The organism is Rhodopseudomonas palustris (assembly GCF_003031265.1).
Lineage (GTDB): Bacteria > Pseudomonadota > Alphaproteobacteria > Rhizobiales > Xanthobacteraceae > Rhodopseudomonas > Rhodopseudomonas palustris_H.
Window position 1 is genome coordinate 5,249,645 of sequence record NZ_CP019966.1, and the last position, 20,282, is coordinate 5,269,926.

Genomic DNA, 20,282 nt, shown 5'->3' on the forward strand with positions numbered 1-20,282 from the left:
GCTGCTAACCATGCGCAACCACGCCACGCAGCACCAGCCGGTTGAGCCGGCTGGCGAAGGCGGCGGGATCTTCGGGCAGTTCGCCGTCGAGGATCTGCGCCTGTTCGAGCAGCAAGAACGCAAGATCGGCGGCTTCCGCCTTGTCGGTCTTGGTATCGCCGAGCGTCGCAACCAGCGGATGCTGCAGATTGATCTCGAGGATCGGCTTGGAGCCGGCGCCTTTATTGGCGCGCGCCAGCAGCTTCTCGAGTTCGCGATCCGGCCCCATGCCGCCAGCGACCAGACACGATGCGCTCGACGTCAGCCGCTGCGAGGCTTTGACGTCGGAAACGCGATCGCCGAGCGCGTCCTTGATCACCGCGATCACGGTAGCCTCGTCGGCCTTGGTCTCGTCCTTCGTGTCCTTGTCCTGGTCTTGCTCCAGCTTCGGGATCAGATCGAAATTGACGTCGCCCTGGCTCAGCGACTTCAGCGGCTTGCCGCCGAAATCGAGCTGCGCGGAGGTCCAGAACGCATCAACCGGATCGGTCAGCAGCAGCACTTCGATGCCGCGCGCGGTGGCCGATTCCAGCTTCGGGTTGGACTTCAGCCGTTCCAGCGAGTCGCCGACCAAATAGTAGATCTCGGTCTGGTTCTCCTTCATCGCCTCGACATACTGCTTCAGCGAGCGCTTCTCACCGGCCGTGGTGGTGAAGCGGGCCAGCGACAGCAGCTTCTCGCGGCGCTCGAAGTCCTCGTACAGGCCTTCCTTCAGCACCGGGCCGAACGAATCCCAGATCTTGGTGAAGTCCTCCGGCTTCTTCTCGGCGAGGCTTTCCAGCTCGCTGATCACCTTGCCGGTCACCGCGGTGCGGATCTGCGCGAGCTGCGGATTCTTCTGCAGCATCTCGCGCGACAGGTTGAGCGGCAGATCCTCGGAGTCGATCACGCCGCGCAGGAAGCGCAGGTAGGGCGGCAGCAACTCGGCTTCCGAGGTGATGAAGACGCGGCGGACATAGAGCTTGATCTTGCCCTTGCGCTCCGGCTCGAACAGATCGAACGGCTTGGTCGACGGCGCGAACAGCAGCACCGCATAGGACTGCCGGCCCTCGGCGCGATAATGCAGCGTCATCGCCGGCTCGTCGAAGGCGCCCGCGATCTGCTTGTAGGCCTGCTTGTAGTCGTCCTCGCTCAGCTCCGACTTCGAGCGCTGCCACAGCGCGCTCGCCGAATTGATCTGACGCGGCTCGCCCTCTTCCGGCACTAGCTCGATCGGGAACTGGATGTTGTCCGAGTACTCGGTGACGATCCGTTCGATCTGCCAGTCTTCGAGATATTTCGACGCGTCAGGCTTCAGGTGCAGCACGATCTCGGTGCCGCGCTCGACCCGCGCTGCCGCCTCTTCGGATGCAGGGGCGATCTCGAAGCCGGCGCCGCCGGCGGACGTCCAGGTCCACACATCGTTCGAGCCGGCGCGGCGGCTGGTGACGGTGATCTTATCGGCCACCATGAAGGCGGCGTAGAAGCCGACGCCGAACTGGCCGATCAGGCCGGCGCTGTCCTTGGTCTCGGTGAGCTTGGAGATGAAGGATTTGGTGCCGGACTTGGCGATGGTGCCGAGATTGTCGATCAACTCCTGACGGTCCATGCCGATGCCGTTGTCGACGATCGTCAGGGTGTCGGGCGCCTTCTTTGGGATGATCCGGATCTTCGGCTCGCCGCCCTTTTCCATCAGCTCGGGCTTTGCGATCGACTCGTAGCGCAGCTTGTCGAGCGCGTCCGACGCGTTCGAAATCAGCTCGCGCAGGAAGATGTCGGTCTCGGAATAGACCGAGTGCACCATCAGGTTCAAAAGCTCGGCCACTTCAGCCTGGAACGGCTTCGTCTCGCTGGCGGTATCAGTCATGGTCATGGCGAATGTCGCTGGTCCTGGAGAAGGAATGTGAGGGAAAACCGGGATATAGCGCTGGCGGGCGCGATGGCAAGATCGCCGCGCCGGCCTAGATGCCCGGACCGGCCGAGGCCACCGCGGAGCAGCAGCAGGCTTTGAGACCGCCGAGTTCGGAGCGCGACAGCCGCAGGCCCCAGCCATAGGCGTCGAGCACGTCCTGGACAATGGCAAGGCCCAGCCCGGCGCCCTCGCCGCGCTGATCGAGCCGGATGCCGCGCGACAGCACCTCGGTGCGCGCCGCTTCGTCCAAGCCCTCGCCGTCGTCTTCGATCACGATGCAAAATTCGTCGGCGTCGCAGGCGGTGCCGATCCGGACCCTGGACTTGGCGTGTCGGGTGGCATTGTCGAGCAGATTGCCGAGCACCTCGGCGAGATCGGTGCGCTCGATCGGCACCGCCACATAGTCGGCGACCTCGATGGCGTAGTCGATCGCGCGACCGGCCGGGGTGCGCGACTGGATCGTCACCAGAGAGCGCACCAGCGGCAGCAGCTCGACCGCCACGCTCTCCCCGCGCCGTACCGCGCCGCGCAGCCGGGCCCGCGCCAGCTCGCGGTCGACATGCCGGCTCATCGCCGCGCCCACCGCTTCGATATCGCGTGCGAGCTTGTCCTCACCGCGCTCGCGCAGCCGCGCCGCCGCGCCGGCGAGCGCGGCCAGCGGCGTCTTCAGGCCATGGGCGAGATCGGCGGCGCGGTCGCGCGAGCGCTCGATCTCGCGCGCCTGGGCTTCGAGTAGCGCGTTGACCTCCTCGACCAGCGGGCGGACTTCGTCCGGCACCGCCTCGGGCAGCCGGCGGCTGCGGCCGGAGCGGATCGCGGCAACGTCCCGGCGTAGCGCCGCGAGCGGCCGCAAGCCGAGCATCACCTGCACCGAGGTGGCGAGCGCCAGCACCACGCCGAACACGCCGAGCGCGACCACGAGATCGCGCGCGAACGCCTTGCCGGCCGCATCGACCCGCGCCAGATCGACCGCCACCGCGGCCCGAATCGGGACGCTCTTACCGCCCATGGTGAGCTGCACGCGGCGCTCGACGATCGACAGACGCGAGCCGAACGGGCCGGCGATGTCGTGGTGATGCACCTCCCCGGGGCCGGGCTGATCAATCGGCACCGTCAGCCGGTCGTCCCACAGCGAGCGCGAGCGGACGAGCTGATCACCGTCGTCGCCAACCTGCCAGTACAGTCCCGACAGCGGCTCGGAGAACCGCGGATCGGTCGGCGGACGCACCACCGCAAGCCGGCCATCCGGTCCGGCCTCGATGCCGGCGAGCAGCTGCTTCAGCGACACTTCGAGATCGTCCGCGATGGTGCGGGTGACGTGGCGCTCGAACAGGATGGTGAGCGCGAAGCCGGCGATGCTCAGCGCGATCAGGATCGCCGCGGCACCGCCGGCGATCAACCGCAGCCGCAGCGAGCTGTGCTTCATGGACGCTCGTCCGGCACGATGTAACCGAAGCCGCGTCGGGTCTCGATCAGCTCAGTGCCGATCTTGCGGCGAACCCGACCGACCAGCACCTCGATGGCGTTGGAATCATGGGCGTCGTCCTGGCCGTAGATGTTCTCGGCCAGCTCGTATTGCGACACCACCCGGCCGCGATGCAGTACCAGATAGGACGCCAGCCGGTATTCCAGCGGTGACAGCGACACCGGCTTGCCGCCGACGCTGACCTGCATCTGCCGCTCGTCGAGCGTAACCTCGCCGATGGTGACCACCGACGAGGCATGACCGGCCGAGCGCCGCACGATGGAGCGGAGCCGCGCCAGCAGCTCCTCCATCTGAAACGGCTTCGGCAGATAGTCGTCGGCGCCGGCATCGATACCGTCGACCCGTTCGGCCCAGCTGCCGCGAGCGGTGAGGATCAGCACCGGGGTAAGGCGGCCGTTGTCGCGCCAGCGCTTCAGGATGGTGAGCCCGTCGAGCCCGGGCAGACCGAGGTCGAGGATGATGGCGGCATAATCTTCGGTATCGCCGCGAAACCACGCCTCTTCGCCGTCACCGACGATCTCGGTAAGGTAACCGGCTTCGCCGAGGCCGCGCGCCAGCTCCGACGCGATCCGGCTGTCGTCCTCGACCACCAGCACCCGCATCATTTCTCCTTGGTGCGCCGGATCTCGCCACTGCGCCCATCGACATAGACTTCGTACAGCCGGCCGGCCTTGTCGACCACGATGAATTCGTACAGCCACTGATCGTGGTGGCGTTCGATCTCGACGCCGGTGATCTCGCCGGGGAGTTTGTCGCGAATCTGGCCGAGCAGTTCGGCGAGGGGGCGGATTTCGCCGCGCTCGACGGCGAGGCGGGCTTCGTCATGATCCTGGCGGTGGTCGTGGGCGCCGTGATTGTGCTCATGCGCCAGCAGGCGCGCCGACGGCAGCGGTGCCGCGGCGATCAGGGCTGCGAAGATGAAAATGAACGGGCGCCCCATCGGTGCTTCGGCCGGCTCCTTTCGAAACCGCCAGTCTGGCGCCCGGCCGCTGACCGCTCGCTGACAATAATCAAACCCGCCGTCAGCCGCCGTTCCGCGAGAACAACGGCCGCAGCACCCCGGCCACCAGCCCGGCGGCGATCAGCAGGCCGACGACCGGAATCCATAACAGGAACGCCCCGAGCAGCAGCACGAGCACCACCGCAATCACCGCCCCGATCGCCAGCGCCATCAAAAACAGCCCGAGCGGCCCGACTTTGCCGACGAAGACGTGCTCGGTGGTGTTCTGGTCGATGAATATCCGAGTCCCCATCGGATCGTGGGTCTGTCCCGGCGGAATGATCTCCGGCTCATAGCGCGGCCGCTCCGGCGGCCTGGATTGATCGGTCATGATGCGAGTCCTTGGGGCGCGCGCGGGTCGGCTCCGGCGCGAATCCAGCATAGCCACAAAGGTGGCGAGCGCGAGAGCGTTTCCACAGGGTTACGCGGCGATCGGCCGCGCGGCACGCCGTTTCGAGGCAGCAATACCGGTGAGGTGGTGCGCTCCGGGCCGAAAAGCCGTAGCCGAACGAACTCAGGACGCCTGCAGGAGTTCCTTGGCCTGTGCCACCCGTTCCGGGAAGGCGGCAGCCAGCGCGGCCCGGTCGGCTTTCAGCACGCCGCGCTCGGTGATCAGGCCGGTGACCAGGCGCGCCGGGGTGACGTCGAAGCCGTAATTGGCGACCTTGGAGCCTTGCGGCACGATCCGCACCGTCTCGATCCGGCCGTCACTGGTACGGCCGGTCATGTCGGTCACTTCCGCGGCCTCGCGCTGCTCGATCGGGATTTCGCGGACGCCGTCGTGGATAGTGAAGTCGATCGTCGGCGACGGCAGCGCGACATAGAACGGCACCTTGTTGTCGGCCGCTGCCAGCGCCTTCAGATAGGTGCCGATCTTGTTGCAGACATCGCCATCCGCGGTGACGCGGTCGGTGCCGACGATGACGATATCGACCATCCCGTGCTGCATCAGATGGCCGCCGGTATTGTCCGGAATCACGGTGTGGTCGACACCGTGATGGCCGAGCTCCCAGGCGGTCAGCGACGCGCCCTGGTTACGCGGGCGGGTCTCGTCAGCATACACATGGATGGGAATACCAGCATCGAACGCTTGATAGATCGGCGCGGTGGCGGTGCCCCAATCCACGGTCGCGAGCCAGCCGGCATTGCAATGGGTCAGCACGTTGACGCGTTCGCCGGGTTTCTTGGTCGCCGCGATCGCCTCGATCAGCTTCAGGCCGCTGGCGCCGATCGCCTGATTGATCGCGACGTCTTCGTCGGCGATCTCACCGGCACGCCGATACGCCGCCGCAACGCGATCCGCCGGCTGAATTGGGGCGAGCGCACGGCGCATCTCGTCGAGCGCCCACTTCAGATTGATAGCAGTCGGCCGGGTGGCGACCAGCTTGGCGTAAGCGGCATCGAGCCCGGCGTCGGAGGCATCCTCACGCATTGCCAGCGCCATGCCGTAGGCTGCGGTCGCGCCGATCAGCGGCGCGCCGCGCACCAGCATGGTGCGGATCGCATCGGCCGCCTCATCGGAGCTGGTCAGCTTCACCACCACGTAGTCGTGCGGCAGCCGGCGCTGATCGATAGTGCCGACGGTCCAGCCATCAGCCTCGAGCCAGATCGTGCGGGTATGCTTGCCGTCGACTTTCATGGTGCCTCGCTGAGATCGAATCGGTCATTGCGAGCGAAGCGAAGCAGTCCAGAAGTTCACACGCCAAGCACTGGATTGCTTCGTCGCTTCCGTTCCTCGCAATGACGAGGTTTACGCCTTCAAAACCCGCCCGGCCACCGCGTCGAGCTTCTTCAGCAGTTCCGGATCACGCGCTTCGGGGGCGGTAATGAAGGCGGCATCGAGGGCGCGGTCGGAGCCTATCGGGCATTCCTCGTGCTCGCGCGGGAAGTCCTGCGCCAACCGCGCCACCAGGCTCTTGGCCTTCTCGGCGTTGGAAGTGAGAACGCGGACGATGTCCTGCACCGTCACCGCGTCATGGTCCGGGTGCCAGCAGTCGAAATCGGTGACCATCGCCACCGTCGCGTAGCAAATTTCCGCCTCACGGGCGAGCTTGGCCTCCGGCATGTTGGTCATGCCGATCACCGAATAGCCGAGCTGCTTGTAGGTCATGCTCTCCGCATAGCTGGAGAACTGCGGACCTTCCATGCACAGATAGGTGCCGCCGCGCGCTACCGGAATGCCCTCGGCCTCCGCCGCAGCCGCAAGGTGGATGCGCAGCCGCGGGCTCACCGGGTGCGCCATCGAGACGTGGGCGACGCAGCCTTTGCCGAAGAACGAGCTTTCGCGCTTGTAGGTGCGGTCGACGAACTGATCGACCAGCACGAAGGTGCCGGGCGGCAGCTCTTCCTTGAACGAACCGCAGGCCGACAGCGAGATCAGGTCGGTGACGCCGGCGCGCTTCAGCACGTCGATATTGGCGCGGTAGTTGATGTCGGAGGGCGACAGCCGGTGGCCCTTGTCATGGCGCGGCATAAACACGATCGGCAGGCCGGCGATATTGCCGCGCCGCACCGCGGAAGACGGCTGCCCCCACGGGCTCGCGATCGCTTCCTCTCGGACGTCTTCCAGCCCGGGCAAATCATAGATCCCGGAGCCGCCGATAATGCCGAGCACGGCCTTAGTCATGGACTGTCTCCCCGACGAAAGCGTTTTCGAGCGAAGTGGTCACCGGTTCGCGTGAAGAAAACGCGTCACAACAAATCTGCCGCCGCATTCAACATGCGGGCGGGGCAGCGACAACCCCTTACGGCGGCGGATCAGCCAAACGTCTTATCTTACCGCGTTGTCGGACACGCCCATGACGCGCCGTCGCCGCGACGAATTTTCCTGTTCCCGAACCTACGACGATCGGATTAGGATCGTCGCTAAGGCCACGCAAAAGCGGCCAAGGGGAGAGAAACAACGTGATGACTGGACGCGTCGTGTTCGGCGCCATGGAGGAGGTTGTCTACGGTCAGCCCGCGGCGGACGCGCTCGCCGCTCAGCTCGACCGCATCGGGGCGCAGCGCGCGCTGCTGATGGTGTCGGGCACGCTGAACCGCACCACCGATGAAATCGCCAAGATCAAAGACGCGCTCGGCAGCCGCTGCGCCGGGGTGTTCGACGCAATGCCGGCGCATACGCCGCGCGCGGCAGTGATCGCGGCCACCGAACAGGCTCGCGCCATCCAGGCCGACATCATCGTCACCGTCGGCGGCGGCTCGATCACCGACGGCGCCAAGGCGGTGCAGATCTGCCTCGCCAACGACATCTCGACTGCCGCCGAGATCGACCGCGTCCGTAACATCAACGCGCCGGTTGCCCCCAAAGTCCGGCAGATCAGCGTGCCGACCACAATCTCGGGCGGCGAATTCAGTGCCATTGCAGGCGTCACCAACGAGGCCACGAGGGTCAAGGAGAAGCTGGCGCATCCGCTGACGATGCCGCGCGCCGCGATCCTCGATCCGGCCATTACCCTGCACACGCCGGAATGGCTGTTTCTGTCGACCGGCATCCGCGCGGTCGACCACTGCGTCGAAGCGATCTGCTCGCGCGAGGCGCACCCTTACGGCGACGCCCAGGCGCTGCGCGGCCTTTCGATGCTCGCCGCGGGACTGCCGCGCGTCAAAGCCGATCCGACCGACCTCGACGCCCGGCTCGATTGTCAGATCGGCACCTGGCTGTCGATGGGCGCGCTGTCGTCCGGCGTGCCGATGGGAGCCAGCCACGGCATCGGCTACGTGCTCGGCGCGGTGTTCGACGTGCCGCACGGCCACACCTCCTGCATCATGCTGCCGGCGGTGATGCGCTGGAACAAGTCCGCCAACCGCGACCGCCAGGCGCTGGTCGCCGCCGCGATGGGCCATCCCGGCGAAGACGCCGGCGACGTGCTCGACGCGCTGATCCGGGTGCTCGGCATGCCGCGCAGCTTGCGCGAAGTGAACGTCGGGCCCGAGCATTTCGAGCGGATCGCCTCCCAGGCAATGGGCACCCCATGGGTGCCGCGCAATCCGCGCCCAATCGATGGACCGGCGCAGGTCCGCGAGATCCTGGAGCTCGCGGCGTGAGCCATCACCATCGCCGTCATTGCGAGGAGCGAAGCGACGAAGCAATCCAGGGCCAGTGCACGGCCCTCTGGATTGCTTCGCTTCGCTCGCAATGACGGATGAATAGACACTGACGAACGAGGAGCACGATGTATCCCGGCCAGTTCGCGAAGACCCGCCCCGACCATCCCGCCTTCATCATGGCTTCCACCGGAGAGACGGTGAGCTATGCCGAGCTCGAGGCTCGCAGCAACCGTTTGGCGCATCTGTTGCGCAATCACGGCCTGAAGCGGCTCGACCACTATTCGATCTTCATGGAGAACAACAACCGCTACATCGAGGCGTGCGCCGCCGGCGAGCGCAGCGGTTATTACTACACCTGCGTCAACTCCTACCTGACGCCGGCCGAGCTCGCCTACATCCTGACCAACAGCGAATCGCGCGCGCTGATCACCTCGAAAGCCAAGCTCGATGTCGCCCGCGATGCGCTGAAGGAATGCCCCAACGTCACGCTGTGCGTGGTGGTCGACGGTGACGGCGAGAGCGAGCGGATCGTCGGGCTCGCCGACGCGACCAAGAATCTGCCGGACACGCCGATCGCCGACGAAAGCCTCGGCACTGCGATGCTGTATTCGTCCGGCACGACAGGACGGCCGAAGGGCATCCTGCGCCCGCTGCCGGAGCAGCCGCCGTCCGAACCGCTGCCGCTGTTCCACTTCCTCAACATGCTGTGGAAGTATCGCAACGGCATGATCTATCTGTCGCCCGCGCCGCTGTATCACTCGGCGCCGCAGGCTGCGGTCGGCCTCACCATCCGCGACGGCGGCACCGTGATCATCATGGAGCATTTCGATCCGGAGCAGTATCTGGCGCTGATCGGGAAGCACAAGGTGACGCACAGCCAGCTCGTGCCGACGATGTTCTCGCGGATGCTGAAGCTGCCGGAGGAGGTGCGGAAAGCCTACGATCTGTCGACGCTGGAAGTGGCAATCCACGCAGCAGCGCCCTGCCCGCCGCAGGTCAAGGAACAGATGATCGAATGGTGGGGACCGATCATCCACGAATATTACGGCGCCACCGAAGGTCTCGGCTTCACCGCCTGCAACAGCGCCGAATGGCTGGCGCATCGCGGCACGGTCGGCAAGGTGATGTTCGGCGATCTGCATATTCTCGACGACGGCATGAAGCCGTGCCCGAAAGGCACGCCCGGCCAGATCTGGTTCAAGACCGCGACGCCGTTCGAGTACTTCAACGACCCGAGGAAGACCCAGGAAGCCCGCTCGGAAGACGGCAGCATGAGCACCGTCGGCGACGTCGGCTATGTCGACGACGACGGCTACCTGCACCTCACCGACCGTGCCACCTTCATGATCATCTCGGGCGGAGTGAACATCTATCCGCAGGAGTGCGAGAACCTCTTGATCACCCATCCGAAGGTCGCGGACGCCGCGGTGTTCGGCGTGCCGAACGAAGATCTCGGCGAGGAGGTCAAAGCGGTGGTGCAACCGATGCCGGGCGTCGCCGCCGGCGCCGACCTCGCCGCCGAACTGATTGCCTTTTGCGCACAATCGCTGTCGCGGCAGAAGGTGCCGCGCTCGATCGACTTCATGGACGAACTGCCCCGGCTCCCCACCGGCAAACTCTACAAACGCCTGCTGCGCGACCGCTATTGGGGCAAGAAGGAAAGCCGGATCGTGTGAGGCGGAGCGACGCAGCACGGCGCACTCCCTCTCCCGCGCGCGGGAGAGGGAGCGCGCTGTGCCCGGGGAGAGGCAACTGCCTCATGGGCAGAATCGGTGGGAATGGGCTATAGGGACCTCATGTCCCCGCTCCCCTGCCCGCGCGCATGATCCGTTCCGCGCCCCGCGAAACCGACGACGACCTCGACGCACGGATGCTGTCGACGTTGCAGCATGTGTTCGGCCTGTCGTCGTTCCGCGGCCAGCAGGAAGCGATCGTGCGGCATGTCGCCGATGGCGGCGATGCGCTGGTGTTGATGCCGACCGGCGGCGGCAAGTCGCTGTGCTACCAGTTGCCGGCGCTGCTGCGCGACGGCTGCGGCGTGGTGGTGTCGCCGCTGATCGCGCTGATGCGCGACCAGGTGGCCGGGCTGCTGGAGAGCGGCGTACGCGCGGCCGCACTGAATTCGACGCTGTCCTACGACGAGGCCAACGCGATCGAGCAGCAGCTCCTCAAGGGCGAACTCGATCTGCTGTATGTCGCACCCGAGCGATTGCTGACACCGCGCTGTCTGGCGCTGCTGGCTAAAGCCAAGCTGTCGCTGTTTGCGATCGACGAGGCGCATTGCGTGTCGCAATGGGGCCACGACTTCCGCCCCGAATATGTCGGCCTCTCGGCCATCGCCGAGAAGTTTCCGAACGTGCCGCGGATCGCGCTCACCGCGACGGCCGACGCGCTGACCCGGCGCGAGATCGCCGAGCGGCTGGCGCTGACAGATGCGCCCTGCTTCGTGTCGAGCTTCGACCGGCCGAATATCCGCTACACCATCGTCGACAAGCAGAACGCACCGGCCCAGCTCAAAGCCTTCATCGACGACCGCCACCGCGGCCATTCCGGCGTGGTGTATTGCCTGTCACGCGCCAAGGTCGAGGACATCGCCGAGACCCTGAGCAAATCCGGCCTCATTGCGCTGCCGTATCACGCCGGCCTGCCGCCGGACGTTCGCGCGCGCAATCAGGACCGCTTCCTCAATGAGGACGGCATCGTGATCGTCGCCACGATCGCGTTCGGCATGGGGATCGACAAACCGGACGTACGGTTCGTCGCGCATCTCGATCTGCCCAAGAGCATCGAGGCCTATTACCAGGAGACCGGACGCGCCGGGCGCGACGGAAAGCCCTCAGACGCGTGGATGGCCTATGGCCTGTCCGACATCGTGCAGCAGCGCCGGATGATCGACGAGAGCAGCGGCTCGGACGCCTTCAAGCGGGTCTCGATGGGCAAGCTCGATGCGCTGGTCGGCTTGTGCGAATCCACCGGCTGCCGGCGCACGCGGCTGCTCGGCTATTTCGGCGAAACCTCGCCGCACCCGCAATGCGGCAACTGCGACAACTGCCTGAACCCGCCGAAGGTGATCGACGGCACGGTCGCCGCACAGAAACTGCTGTCCTGCGCCTATCGCACCGGGCAGCGGTTTGGCGCCCAACACCTGATCGACGTGCTGCTCGGCCGGCTGACCGAGCGCGTTTCTCAGTTCGGCCACGACAAGCTGTCGGTGTTCGGCATCGGCGGCGAGTTTGGCGAGAAACAATGGCGCGCGGTGATCCGCCAACTGGTGTCGCTGGGGCACCTGGCGCCGGACAGCGAGGCGTTCGGCGCGCTGAAGCTGACCGAGACCTCGCGTGCGGTGCTGAAGGGTGAGTCCGAGGTAGCGCTGCGCGAGCAGACCGGCCGCCCGCCGCGGTCGAAATCGCGCCGCGGCGATCTGGTCGGCGGCGCCCAGCGCGAGACCAGCGGCGATCCAGAGCTGTTTGCCGCGCTGAAGGCGTGGCGATCTGAAGTGGCCAAGGCTCGCGGCGTGCCGGCCTATGTGGTCCTGCACGATGCCACTATCGATGGGCTGGCCGCGGCAAAACCGCGAACGCTGGACGAGATGCGGGGCATTCCGGGCATTGGCGACAAGAAGCTCGAGCATTACGGCGCCGCGCTACTGGCGGTGATCGGCGAACGCCGTTAGCCGGCCGCCGGACCATCGCCAGCCTAAAGGAAGGAAGTGGTCCGGATCCTGCAAAGCTTCTCCTGACGGACTTCAGGAGGTGTCGCGATGCCGCTCTACGGCTTCCATTGTAAGCAATGCGACAAAGACAGCGAATTGCTGGTCGGCTTCGACGACAACCCGCCGTGCCCGGCCTGCGGCAGCCGGCGGATGGAGCGGCTGGTGTCTCGCACCGCCCCGCCCGGCAAGAGCAAGAGCGTGATGAAAGCCGCTCGCGCTCAGGCGGCGCGCGAGGGGCATTTGTCGAATTTTAGTCGCAAGGAGCGCGGTCTCTAAGGACCGCGCCCACGCGAGCCGATCAATAACCGCCGACTGCGTTGGCGGGCGCGTAGCCGTAGCTGTCGTAGCCGCGATCCCACGCGCTGTAGCGCGGATTCATGACGCAGTTGCCGCCGGCGCCGCTCGCGGTGAAACGGCAAGACGAGTAGCTGGCGTAGTTGCAGTCGCCGGGGTAGCCCTGCTGCTTGCCCTGGATGCAGTACGGATATTCGACGCTCGCCGCCGCCGGCTGGGCGCCGATCAGTTGCGTCGCGCCAAGTGCGCCGAGCGCCATCACTGCCAATGCCAGACGTCTCATCTCGCTCTCCTTGTGTTGTCACCGATGCGAGACAGAACCGCAGCGTCCGAGTGCCGTTCCGGACCGGCTTTCACAAAAGCATCATCGAAGCTGCGACGCGTCGCCGCCGCACCGCGCGCTGAGCCTTGCGATCCGCGCATCCGGTGACGCCGGCCGGACCGATTGCGCGCCGTCGCGGCGGATGGCAAACCTCCCATCATGCGACCGCGTGCGAATTGCGCAGCGCGGAACGCCAACAACAACGCGCAGCACGCGCGGGACAAAAGGAGGACGAGACATGTCGCAGCTGATCGAAGCGCCGGGCGTGGTGACGCCATTCGACGGAATGGACGTGCCGTGGCTGCTGAAGCTGCACGCCGAGGCGCGGCGCGAGCATCCTTTCGTGATCTGGGCGCCGTTCGACGGCCCGTCGCGGAGCTGGAGCTACGGCGAATTCCATGAGCGCGTCGGCGCGCTCGCCGCCGGCCTCGCCAAGCGCGGCATCAAGCCAGGCGATTACCTGCTGATCCATCTCGACAATTGCGTCGAGTTTCTGCTCGCTTGGTTCGCCTGCACGGAGCTCGGTGCAATTGCGGTCACCACCAACACCCGTTCGGCCGCCGCAGAGATCGAGTACTTCGCCGACCATTGCGGCGCGGTCGCCGCCATCACCCAGCCGGCCTATGCCGATCTGGTGGCCACGAACTGCAAGAAACTGAAATGGATGGCGGTGATCGGACACGATCCCGGCGCGGCAATCGCAGCGCAGCCGGTCGCAAAGGGCGACTCGTTCGACAGTCTGTTTGGCGACAGCGCCGACCGGCCGCGTCGCCCGACCGATCCGCTGGCGCCGTGCAGCGTGCAATACACCTCGGGCACCACGTCGCGCCCCAAGGCGGTGCTGTGGACCCACGCCAACGCGCTGTGGGGCGCCAAGATCAACGCCGCGCACCAGACGCTGCGCGCCGATGACGTGCATCTGTTGTATCTGCCGCTGTTCCACACCAATGCGCTGGCCTATTCGATGCTGTCGACGCTGTGGGTCGGCGGCACTGTCGTGGTGCAGCCGCGGTTCTCGGCGAGCCGCTTCTGGAAGGTCTCGCTGGAGCATGGCTGCACCTGGCTGTCGACGATCCCGTTCTGCATGAAGGCGCTGCTCGAGCACGAGGTCCCGAAGACGCATCGCTTCCGGCTGTGGGGCACCGCAGTGGCCGAACCGCCGCCGTTCGCCTCGTTCGGCATCAAGATCATCGGCTGGTGGGGCATGACCGAGACCATCACCCACGGCATCATCGCCGAAGCCGATCAGCTCAACACGCCGATATCGATCGGCCGCGCTGCGCCCGAATACGCGATCCGCATCGTCGGTGACGACGGCGCCCCGACACGCGTCGGCGACACCGGCAACCTGCTGATCAAAGGCGTGCCGGGTCTGTCGCTGTTCAAGGAGTATCTGCATAACGAGGCGGCGACGCGCGACAGTTTCGATGAGTTCGGTTACTTCATCACCGGCGACCGCGTGACGCGGCTCGAGCACGGCGCAATTCGGTTCGGCGACCGTGCCAAGGACATGCTGAAGGTCGGCGGCGAGAATGTCGCGGCATCCGAAATCGAGCAGGTGGTGATCACCGTGCCGGGCGTGCGCGAAGCCGCGGTGGTGGCCAAGAAACACCCGATGCTCGACGAGGTGCCGGTGGTGTTCGTAATCCCGCAGGGCGGCGTCGCCGCGGCGCCGCCGGATTTTGCCGATCGCATCACCGCCGCCTGCGCGGCCGCGCTCGCCGACTTCAAACGGCCGCGTGAAGTGCGGCTGGTCGACGACATGCCGCGCTCGACGCTGGAGAAGGTGGCGAAAGCCGAACTCCGCAAGATGCTGGCGGAGTAATCATCCCTCACGTCATTCCGGGGCGCGCCGCGAGGCGCGAACCCGGAATCTCGAGGTTCAGGACGAAGCAATTCCGGGTCCGCTTCGCGCGTCCCGGAAATGACAGGGCCCGATCAGCCGCCCATCGCCACCGGGCGGAACGCCTGCAGCAGGCGCTGGTCGATCTTGCCGCCCATGTTCTCCATCGTGATGAAGGCCTGCAGCGGCGACATCGGCTTGTGGTTCTTGCGCGGCGCGACCAGCGACGCGAAGATATCGACGATCGTGGTGATGCGGACGATGTCGGCGATCTGATCGCCGTGCAGCCCGTCCGGATAGCCCGAGCCGTCGAGCAGTTCGTGATGGTGCAGCACGACGTCGAGCGTCTCGCGCGGGAAGCTGCCTTCGGCGACCAGCGCCTCGTAGCCGAGCCGCGGATGCTCGCGATATTTGCGCAGCGCCTCGCCCTTCAGATTGTCGAGATTGTCGAGCGCCGAGACATCCACATACGCCTTGCCGACGTCGTACAGCAGCGCCGCACGGGTCAGCCGGCGCTGATCCTCTTCGCGCATGCCGAGGTATTGCGCGAACGCCACCGCGAAGCCGGTCGCGAACAGGCACAGCCGATAGCTCTCGTCGTGATGGCGGCCGACGGTGGCGAGCCATTCCCGGAGCGACGAGCGCTTGATCGCCTTGAGGATCGGACCTTCCGCCTGCATCACGTCCTGGAACGTCAGCGGCTTGCCGTGCAGCCGCTCGAAGATCTTCACCAGCACCTTGTGGGCGGCGGTGACGCCGTCGCTCAGCGCTTCGGCGCGGGCGGTCGCGGTGTCTTCGGAAGGATCGGGAAATGCCGAGCGGACCCGCTGCAACAGATCGCGCGGATCGAACGGACGGGCGATGGTGTCGGTCGCGCCGAGCGCCCACGCCTGCATCGAGCCGTGATGCAACTCGTCGGCGAGCACGAACAGCCGCGGCATCGGCTGATAGGCGCCGCCGAGCAGCTTGCGCCGAACCAGTTGCACGCTGTCGGCCGAGCGCAGATTGATATCGACCACAATGCCCGACAGATCGCGCGCCGGCGCGTCAGGCAGGTGCGCCGTCGGCACGGTCTCGACCTCCGCCACGCTCGCCAGAATGCCCGCGATGTCGACGCTGCCGTCACGGCGATCGGACGCCAGCAACAAACGCCGGCGCGGCGCAGGGTTGGAGGCGGGCTGTCGGGCTAATGCATTCATGAAGGTCACCGGGATTGCTACCGTTGGCAGGTAATGTCCTTACACTAACGAGAAACTGGTTCCCTGAGATTAATGGGCGTTGTTAACGAGCCGTGACCTTCACGTTTCACATTTGATACAATGTCAAAACCGTGATTATGCGAGGTCTCGCTCTGACCAGCTGCAGCGTTATGATTGCTGCGACAGAGTGCCGTGATGAATGGGGCGGAACGGGGACAGATGACTGCGACAAATCTAGCGATCGCACCTCGGCTCTGTGGTGCTGCAACTCTGGCGGGCGCGCTGCTGCTATCGGCCGCGCCGGCGTTCGCGCAACAACCTGCGGTGACCGTCCCGCCGCCGTTCGTCGCGACACTGTCCAACACCACGCCGCTGGTGTTCGGCATGGATGCCAACCAGGCGGCCACAGCGCTCGGCATGCCGCTCAACTACGTCAGCGGCAAACCCGGCGACGAGATTTTCATGGTGATCCGCACCCAGGGCGGCAGCGGCTTCTTCGACCGCCGCGACCGGCTGTATCTGCAATTCCGTCACGGCCGGCTGGCAGGATGGAAGGGCGACTGGGGCCGCAACTGGATGTGGCGCTAACCGCCGCCAGCTTCGTCGCACCGACCTCATCATCACATGCGCAAAGGATCGCCCGTGGGACACGACATCACGCTGAAGGCTGCTGACGGTTTCGAACTCGGCGGTTATCGGGCCGATCCCGCCGGTCCGCCGAAAGCCGCAATCGTGGTGATCCAGGAGATCTTCGGCGTCAATCACCACATCCGCAACGTCTGCGACCGCCTCGCCGCGGAAGGCTACGTCGCTCTCGCGCCGTCGATCTTCGATCGCAGCGAGCGCAACTTCCAGAGCGGCTATTCGCCGGACGAGATCGCGGTGGCGCGCAAGTTCGTCGCCAATCCCGACTGGCCGGCGATGCTGCGCGACACTCAGGCGGCGATCGACGCCGTCAGTAGCATCGGACCGGTCGGCATCATCGGCTTTTGCCTCGGCGGCAGCGTCGCCTATGCGGCGGCCACCAAGCTGCACGGGCTGAAGGCCGCGGTCGGCTATTACGGCGGCGCCATTGTGCGTTTCGCCGACGACAAGCCATTGGTGCCGACGCAATTGCATTTCGGCGAAAAGGACTCCGGGATTCCGCTCAGCGACGTCGATGCGATCCGGACCAAGCGGCCGGAGGTCGAGATCCTGGCCTATCCGGGCGCGCAGCACGGCTTCGGCTGCGACGAACGCGCCAGCTACGACAAGCCGAGCTCAGACCTGGCGTGGCAACGCAGCCTGACGTTCTTCGCCGCGCATCTGAAGTAAAGCAGGATCGGACAGCGCGTTCGCCGGCTCAGAACCAGCGTTCGCCGACATAGACGGTGTCGCCGGGGCTCAGCGGCGTGCCGAGCGGCACCACCTCGCGCACCATGCCGCCGCCTTCCGGATGCGTCACCGTGACCCGGTCGCGCTGGGCGCGCGGGGTGAAGCCGCCGGCAATCGCAACCGCGCTCTCGACGCTCATATGCGGCACGTACGGGTATTGGCCAGGCGCCGTGACCTCGCCGAGGATGAAGAACGGCCGATACGATTCCACTTCGACCGCGACCGACGGCTCGCGAATGAAGCCGCGGCGCAGCCGCGCGGTGATTTCGGCCGCAAGACCGGCGGGGGTGCGACCGCGTGCCGGCACCGCGCCGATCAGCGGCATGGTGATCGAGCCGGCGGCATCGATCGCATAGGTGTTGGTAAGCCCTTCCTGGCCATACACGACGACGCGCAGCCGATCGCCGGCATCGAGCCGGTAGGCCGGCTCCCCGCTCGGCGCCGCATAGGCAGCAGCCATCGGCGGAACGCCACCGCCATAGGCCATGGTGTCGAGGGTGTTCTGTGGCTGCACCATCGCGACCGGCCCAGGCCGCCGCATGCAGCCGCCCAGCGCGAGCGCGGTCGCCACGATGATCATCGATACTTGAAACGCGCCTACGACACGCACTGGAGCTATCCCTTGCCACGAGACAGCTTCGTTTATGCCCCGTTAGGGTTAACAAACGGTTTGGGTTTGGCTTGCGCCCCCGTACTCGCGCGAGGCCCGTCCGCCGCCGGGGCGACGGACGAACGCGATCGTCAGGCGGTGACGCCGACCCCGACCGGGCACGACACGCCGGTGCCGCCGAGCCCGCAATAGCCGCCGGGATTCTTGGCGAGATATTGCTGGTGGTAGTCCTCGGCATAATAGAAGGGACCGGACGGTGCGATCTCGGTGGTGATCGGCCCATAGCCCTTGGCCTTCAGCGCAGCGCCATAGGTCGTGCGTGAGGCTTCCGCCGCGCGCTTCTGGTCGTCGCCGAACGTGTAGATCGCCGAGCGATACTGCGAACCGACGTCGTTGCCCTGCCGCATCCCCTGGGTCGGATCGTGGCTTTCCCAGAACGTCTTGAGCAGCGCCTCGTAGGAGATCTTGGCCGGATCGAACACCACCAGCACCACTTCGGTGTGGCCGGTGCGGCCCGAGCAGACCTCCTCGTAGGTCGGATTGGGCGTGAAGCCGCCGGCATAGCCCACCGCGGTGCTGTAAACGCCGTCGCCGAGCTGCCAGAACTTGCGCTCGGCGCCCCAGAAACAGCCGAGCCCGAACACTGCCTGCTGCAGGCCTTCCGGGAACGGCGGCTGCAGCCGGTTGCCGTTCACGAAATGCGTCTGTGCCGTCGGGATCGGCGTCGGCCGGCCCGGCAACGCCTCGTCGGCACTCGGCATTGCGGTCGATTTGCGCATGAAGAACATCGAAGACCCTCCCGGCGCGGCCGATTGCGGCGGATGCCGCGCGTCCGCGCCCGCATGATGGCGACAGCCGAGCCTCAGCGTGGCGCTGATGCAATCGGCTCTCAACTCAATTTCAGGATATAGGTGTCTTCGCAGCGGCGGCGAGATTGTTACGCCGCGCTCCGCCCGTCAGTCGCGGGCGTAGCCGATCAGCGGCTTGCGCGGACGGAACAGCAGCATCAGCGCCAGCCCGATCACGCCCAGCACCGCGAAGGTCGGCTGGGTCAGCACGAACTTGGCCATGTGGGTCCAAAGCCACGGGGCGGTCTGCTCGACCCAGTCGTGAAACGACTGCTGGCTGGCCTGGTGGATGTCGTTCCAGAAGTCGCCGAGCTTGGTCCACTGCACCGAATTGTCGGCGACCGACCGCGCGCCGTCATAGACCAGGAAGATGAACCCCCCGGTCAGGAACAGCAGGCCGATCAGCCGAAAGAAGCCGCGGATCATCTCAACCACCCCGATCAGAAATTCGCCTCTGCCCCAGGCCGGGCTTACCGGGCAGAACGGCAGAATTCAACCTCGTCAGCAACTTGGACCACATCTGGAGCGCCTCAGGCCCTGGGCCGGAACCGCCCCGGGCCCTAGAACCGCGCGTCCCCGTTGACGCTGGAAGGCACTGCCAGTATAACGCGGCCGATGGCGGTAGGGGCGATCCTGCCGCCGCTGTTCTTTGGGCGGCGCCGTGAATTGCGGCCGTGTCGGCTCCGGGAGCATCTTCAGCAACATCCGGAACACACGGCGCGTCGCGATTGCGGCTCCGCCAATCAGCCCCGGCCGCTCGAGCAGAGGCCGCTGCAGGATTTGAGAGATCATGGCTAATACGTCTTCCGCCAAGAAAGCGACCCGCAAGATCGCCCGGCGCACCGCGGTGAACAAGTCGCGTCGGACTCAGATGCGTGGGTCGGTCCGGACCGTCGAAGAGGCGATCGCGAGCGGCGACCGCGAAGCGGCGCTGAAGGCGATGGCTCGCGCCGAGCCCGAGCTGATGCGCGCTGCGCAGCGCAACATCATCCACCGGAACGCCGCGAGCCGGAAGGTGTCGCGCCTGACCCACAGCATCGCCAAGCTGGCGAAGTAATTCTCACCATCATCTTGGATGGTTTCGATGCCCGGCTCTGCCGGGCATTTTCTTTTTCGGCGACCGCTTGCGCCAGCATGACCATGCTCGCCGCGCCCGGTCGTGTAGTTGCTCACTCGATTACGGTACGCGCTCGCTCATAATTTGAATCGAATGACGCGCGTCTTCGCCGTCACCTGCCTCGTTCCGGAACAACACACCATCAAGCGTCAACCGCGCTTGACGCACGGCTCAAGAAAACGCTGCGGCACAGCAGGAACTCCGATCTTTGTCGGACTCGCTTGACTTTCGACGCGCGCTTCCTCGTGCAACTACGCGGTCGTTTGTGACAAGGGTTACCCTGTCCGAGCGCTCACAAAAATCCGCGGCGAGCGAACCACTTATCGGCAAAGCGCGGACGACCATTTGGAAAACGCCCCCGCCCGAGCGTCAAAGGTAAAGGATTCATGAAATTCTTTTAGGCACGCGGCCAAAATGTCACGCTCGCAACGCACATCGAATCTATGCACAGATTCAAAATCTTGCCGATCCCGAAGTGATTAGTTGCCTGTTCTGCT

At 65.8% G+C, this 20,282-nt stretch carries 20 protein-coding genes; 8 read left to right on the forward strand and 12 right to left on the reverse strand.

Annotated features, from left to right (window positions below; all coding sequences use genetic code 11):
* Nucleotides 1-4 precede the first annotated feature (4 nt).
* The 7 genes from htpG to RPPS3_RS24345 form a co-directional block, all read right to left on the reverse strand.
* Nucleotides 5-1,891 carry a molecular chaperone HtpG gene (htpG, locus tag RPPS3_RS24315; protein ID WP_107346342.1) on the reverse strand — a complete coding sequence of 629 codons (1,887 nt, stop codon included), beginning with the start codon at nt 1,889-1,891 and terminating at the stop codon, nt 5-7.
* 88 nt (nt 1,892-1,979) lie between these two features.
* Entirely contained in the window at nt 1,980-3,356 is a 1,377-nt protein-coding gene (locus tag RPPS3_RS24320; RefSeq protein ID WP_107346343.1) for a sensor histidine kinase, read from the reverse strand.
* Nucleotides 3,353-4,018 carry a response regulator transcription factor gene (locus RPPS3_RS24325; protein ID WP_107346761.1) on the reverse strand — a complete coding sequence of 222 codons (666 nt, stop codon included), beginning with the start codon at nt 4,016-4,018 and terminating at the stop codon, nt 3,353-3,355. The genes RPPS3_RS24320 and RPPS3_RS24325 overlap by 4 nt, the downstream gene beginning before the upstream one ends.
* Nucleotides 4,018-4,356, reverse strand: a complete 339-nt coding sequence (locus RPPS3_RS24330) for a PepSY domain-containing protein (protein WP_107346344.1) — start codon at nt 4,354-4,356, stop codon at nt 4,018-4,020. Before RPPS3_RS24330 ends, RPPS3_RS24325 begins: the two co-directional genes overlap by 1 nt.
* Nucleotides 4,357-4,438: 82 nt before the next feature.
* A complete protein-coding gene (locus tag RPPS3_RS24335) occupies nt 4,439-4,747 on the reverse strand; it encodes a hypothetical protein (protein ID WP_011160351.1) in 309 nt (102 codons plus the stop codon).
* Nucleotides 4,748-4,930: 183 nt separating this feature from the next.
* Complete coding sequence (gene mtnA / locus RPPS3_RS24340) at nt 4,931-6,055, reverse strand: S-methyl-5-thioribose-1-phosphate isomerase (RefSeq protein WP_107346345.1); 1,125 nt, start codon at nt 6,053-6,055, stop codon at nt 4,931-4,933.
* 111 nt (nt 6,056-6,166) lie between these two features.
* Nucleotides 6,167-7,042 (reverse strand): S-methyl-5'-thioadenosine phosphorylase, encoded by an 876-nt coding sequence (locus RPPS3_RS24345; protein ID WP_012497916.1) that lies wholly within the window; start codon nt 7,040-7,042, stop codon nt 6,167-6,169.
* A 278-nt stretch (nt 7,043-7,320) separates the two neighbouring features.
* Between RPPS3_RS24345 and RPPS3_RS24350 the strand changes: the two genes are divergently transcribed.
* The 4 genes from RPPS3_RS24350 (at nt 7,321) to RPPS3_RS24365 (ending at nt 12,454) form a co-directional block, all read left to right on the forward strand.
* Entirely contained in the window at nt 7,321-8,463 is a 1,143-nt protein-coding gene (locus RPPS3_RS24350; protein WP_199852177.1) for an iron-containing alcohol dehydrogenase, read from the forward strand.
* Nucleotides 8,464-8,591: 128 nt separating this feature from the next.
* Entirely contained in the window at nt 8,592-10,142 is a 1,551-nt protein-coding gene (locus tag RPPS3_RS24355; protein ID WP_107346347.1) for an AMP-binding protein, read from the forward strand.
* A 146-nt stretch (nt 10,143-10,288) separates the two neighbouring features.
* Complete coding sequence (recQ, locus tag RPPS3_RS24360; protein WP_107346348.1) at nt 10,289-12,139, forward strand: DNA helicase RecQ; 1,851 nt, start codon at nt 10,289-10,291, stop codon at nt 12,137-12,139.
* Between the two features lie 87 nt (nt 12,140-12,226).
* The gene (locus RPPS3_RS24365; RefSeq protein ID WP_107346349.1) at nt 12,227-12,454 is read left to right on the forward strand and encodes an FmdB family zinc ribbon protein; all 228 of its coding nucleotides are present in this window, start codon (nt 12,227-12,229) and stop codon (nt 12,452-12,454) included.
* Nucleotides 12,455-12,476: 22 nt separating this feature from the next.
* On the opposite strand, the gene RPPS3_RS24370 is transcribed toward RPPS3_RS24365, so the two are convergent.
* Nucleotides 12,477-12,755 carry a DUF3551 domain-containing protein gene (locus RPPS3_RS24370; RefSeq protein WP_107346350.1) on the reverse strand — a complete coding sequence of 93 codons (279 nt, stop codon included), beginning with the start codon at nt 12,753-12,755 and terminating at the stop codon, nt 12,477-12,479.
* 277 nt (nt 12,756-13,032) lie between these two features.
* Here RPPS3_RS24370 and RPPS3_RS24375 point away from each other — a divergent pair, with 277 nt between their 5' ends.
* Nucleotides 13,033-14,619: an AMP-binding protein gene (locus RPPS3_RS24375; protein WP_107346351.1), complete on the forward strand. Its 1,587-nt coding sequence runs from the start codon at nt 13,033-13,035 to the stop codon at nt 14,617-14,619.
* A gap of 113 nt (nt 14,620-14,732) precedes the next feature.
* Here RPPS3_RS24375 and RPPS3_RS24380 read toward each other — a convergent pair whose 3' ends face one another.
* Nucleotides 14,733-15,836, reverse strand: a complete 1,104-nt coding sequence (locus RPPS3_RS24380) for an HD domain-containing protein (protein WP_107346352.1) — start codon at nt 15,834-15,836, stop codon at nt 14,733-14,735.
* 219 nt (nt 15,837-16,055) lie between these two features.
* Here RPPS3_RS24380 and RPPS3_RS24385 point away from each other — a divergent pair, with 219 nt between their 5' ends.
* Both RPPS3_RS24385 and RPPS3_RS24390 read left to right on the forward strand, forming a co-directional pair.
* Nucleotides 16,056-16,424, forward strand: coding sequence for a hypothetical protein (locus tag RPPS3_RS24385; protein ID WP_107346353.1), 369 nt, complete (start codon nt 16,056-16,058; stop codon nt 16,422-16,424).
* 54 nt (nt 16,425-16,478) lie between these two features.
* Nucleotides 16,479-17,150: a dienelactone hydrolase family protein gene (locus RPPS3_RS24390; RefSeq protein WP_107346354.1), complete on the forward strand. Its 672-nt coding sequence runs from the start codon at nt 16,479-16,481 to the stop codon at nt 17,148-17,150.
* A 28-nt stretch (nt 17,151-17,178) separates the two neighbouring features.
* Here RPPS3_RS24390 and RPPS3_RS24395 read toward each other — a convergent pair whose 3' ends face one another.
* From RPPS3_RS24395 to RPPS3_RS24405, 3 genes are all read right to left on the reverse strand, one after another.
* Entirely contained in the window at nt 17,179-17,820 is a 642-nt protein-coding gene (locus tag RPPS3_RS24395) for a polysaccharide biosynthesis/export family protein (RefSeq protein ID WP_107346355.1), read from the reverse strand.
* 131 nt (nt 17,821-17,951) lie between these two features.
* A complete protein-coding gene (gene msrA / locus RPPS3_RS24400; protein ID WP_107346356.1) occupies nt 17,952-18,608 on the reverse strand; it encodes a peptide-methionine (S)-S-oxide reductase MsrA in 657 nt (218 codons plus the stop codon).
* A 168-nt stretch (nt 18,609-18,776) separates the two neighbouring features.
* On the reverse strand, nt 18,777-19,094 hold the full coding sequence (locus RPPS3_RS24405; protein WP_107346357.1) for a hypothetical protein: 318 nt from the start codon (nt 19,092-19,094) through the stop codon (nt 18,777-18,779).
* 364 nt (nt 19,095-19,458) lie between these two features.
* Here RPPS3_RS24405 and rpsT point away from each other — a divergent pair, with 364 nt between their 5' ends.
* Entirely contained in the window at nt 19,459-19,725 is a 267-nt protein-coding gene (gene rpsT, locus RPPS3_RS24410; RefSeq protein ID WP_107346358.1) for a 30S ribosomal protein S20, read from the forward strand.
* Nucleotides 19,726-20,282 lie beyond the last annotated feature (557 nt).

Bases quoted from the DNA above. Each gene is read 5' to 3' on its own strand.
- rpsT (WP_107346358.1), top strand. From the start codon at position 19,459: ATGGCTAATACGTCTTCCGCCAAGAAAGCGACCCGCAAGATCGCCCGG.
- RPPS3_RS24405 (WP_107346357.1), bottom strand. From the start codon at position 19,094: ATGATCCGCGGCTTCTTTCGGCTGATCGGCCTGCTGTTCCTGACCGGG.
- RPPS3_RS24375 (WP_107346351.1), top strand. From the start codon at position 13,033: ATGTCGCAGCTGATCGAAGCGCCGGGCGTGGTGACGCCATTCGACGGA.
- RPPS3_RS24325 (WP_107346761.1), bottom strand. From the start codon at position 4,018: ATGCGGGTGCTGGTGGTCGAGGACGACAGCCGGATCGCGTCGGAGCTG.
- RPPS3_RS24365 (WP_107346349.1), top strand. From the start codon at position 12,227: ATGCCGCTCTACGGCTTCCATTGTAAGCAATGCGACAAAGACAGCGAA.
- mtnA (WP_107346345.1), bottom strand. From the start codon at position 6,055: ATGAAAGTCGACGGCAAGCATACCCGCACGATCTGGCTCGAGGCTGAT.
- RPPS3_RS24380 (WP_107346352.1), bottom strand. From the start codon at position 15,836: ATGAATGCATTAGCCCGACAGCCCGCCTCCAACCCTGCGCCGCGCCGG.
- RPPS3_RS24330 (WP_107346344.1), bottom strand. From the start codon at position 4,356: ATGGGGCGCCCGTTCATTTTCATCTTCGCAGCCCTGATCGCCGCGGCA.
- RPPS3_RS24370 (WP_107346350.1), bottom strand. From the start codon at position 12,755: ATGAGACGTCTGGCATTGGCAGTGATGGCGCTCGGCGCACTTGGCGCG.
- RPPS3_RS24385 (WP_107346353.1), top strand. From the start codon at position 16,056: ATGACTGCGACAAATCTAGCGATCGCACCTCGGCTCTGTGGTGCTGCA.
- htpG (WP_107346342.1), bottom strand. From the start codon at position 1,891: ATGACCATGACTGATACCGCCAGCGAGACGAAGCCGTTCCAGGCTGAA.
- RPPS3_RS24335 (WP_011160351.1), bottom strand. From the start codon at position 4,747: ATGACCGATCAATCCAGGCCGCCGGAGCGGCCGCGCTATGAGCCGGAG.
- RPPS3_RS24320 (WP_107346343.1), bottom strand. From the start codon at position 3,356: ATGAAGCACAGCTCGCTGCGGCTGCGGTTGATCGCCGGCGGTGCCGCG.
- msrA (WP_107346356.1), bottom strand. From the start codon at position 18,608: ATGTTCTTCATGCGCAAATCGACCGCAATGCCGAGTGCCGACGAGGCG.
- recQ (WP_107346348.1), top strand. From the start codon at position 10,289: ATGATCCGTTCCGCGCCCCGCGAAACCGACGACGACCTCGACGCACGG.
- RPPS3_RS24345 (WP_012497916.1), bottom strand. From the start codon at position 7,042: ATGACTAAGGCCGTGCTCGGCATTATCGGCGGCTCCGGGATCTATGAT.
- RPPS3_RS24355 (WP_107346347.1), top strand. From the start codon at position 8,592: ATGTATCCCGGCCAGTTCGCGAAGACCCGCCCCGACCATCCCGCCTTC.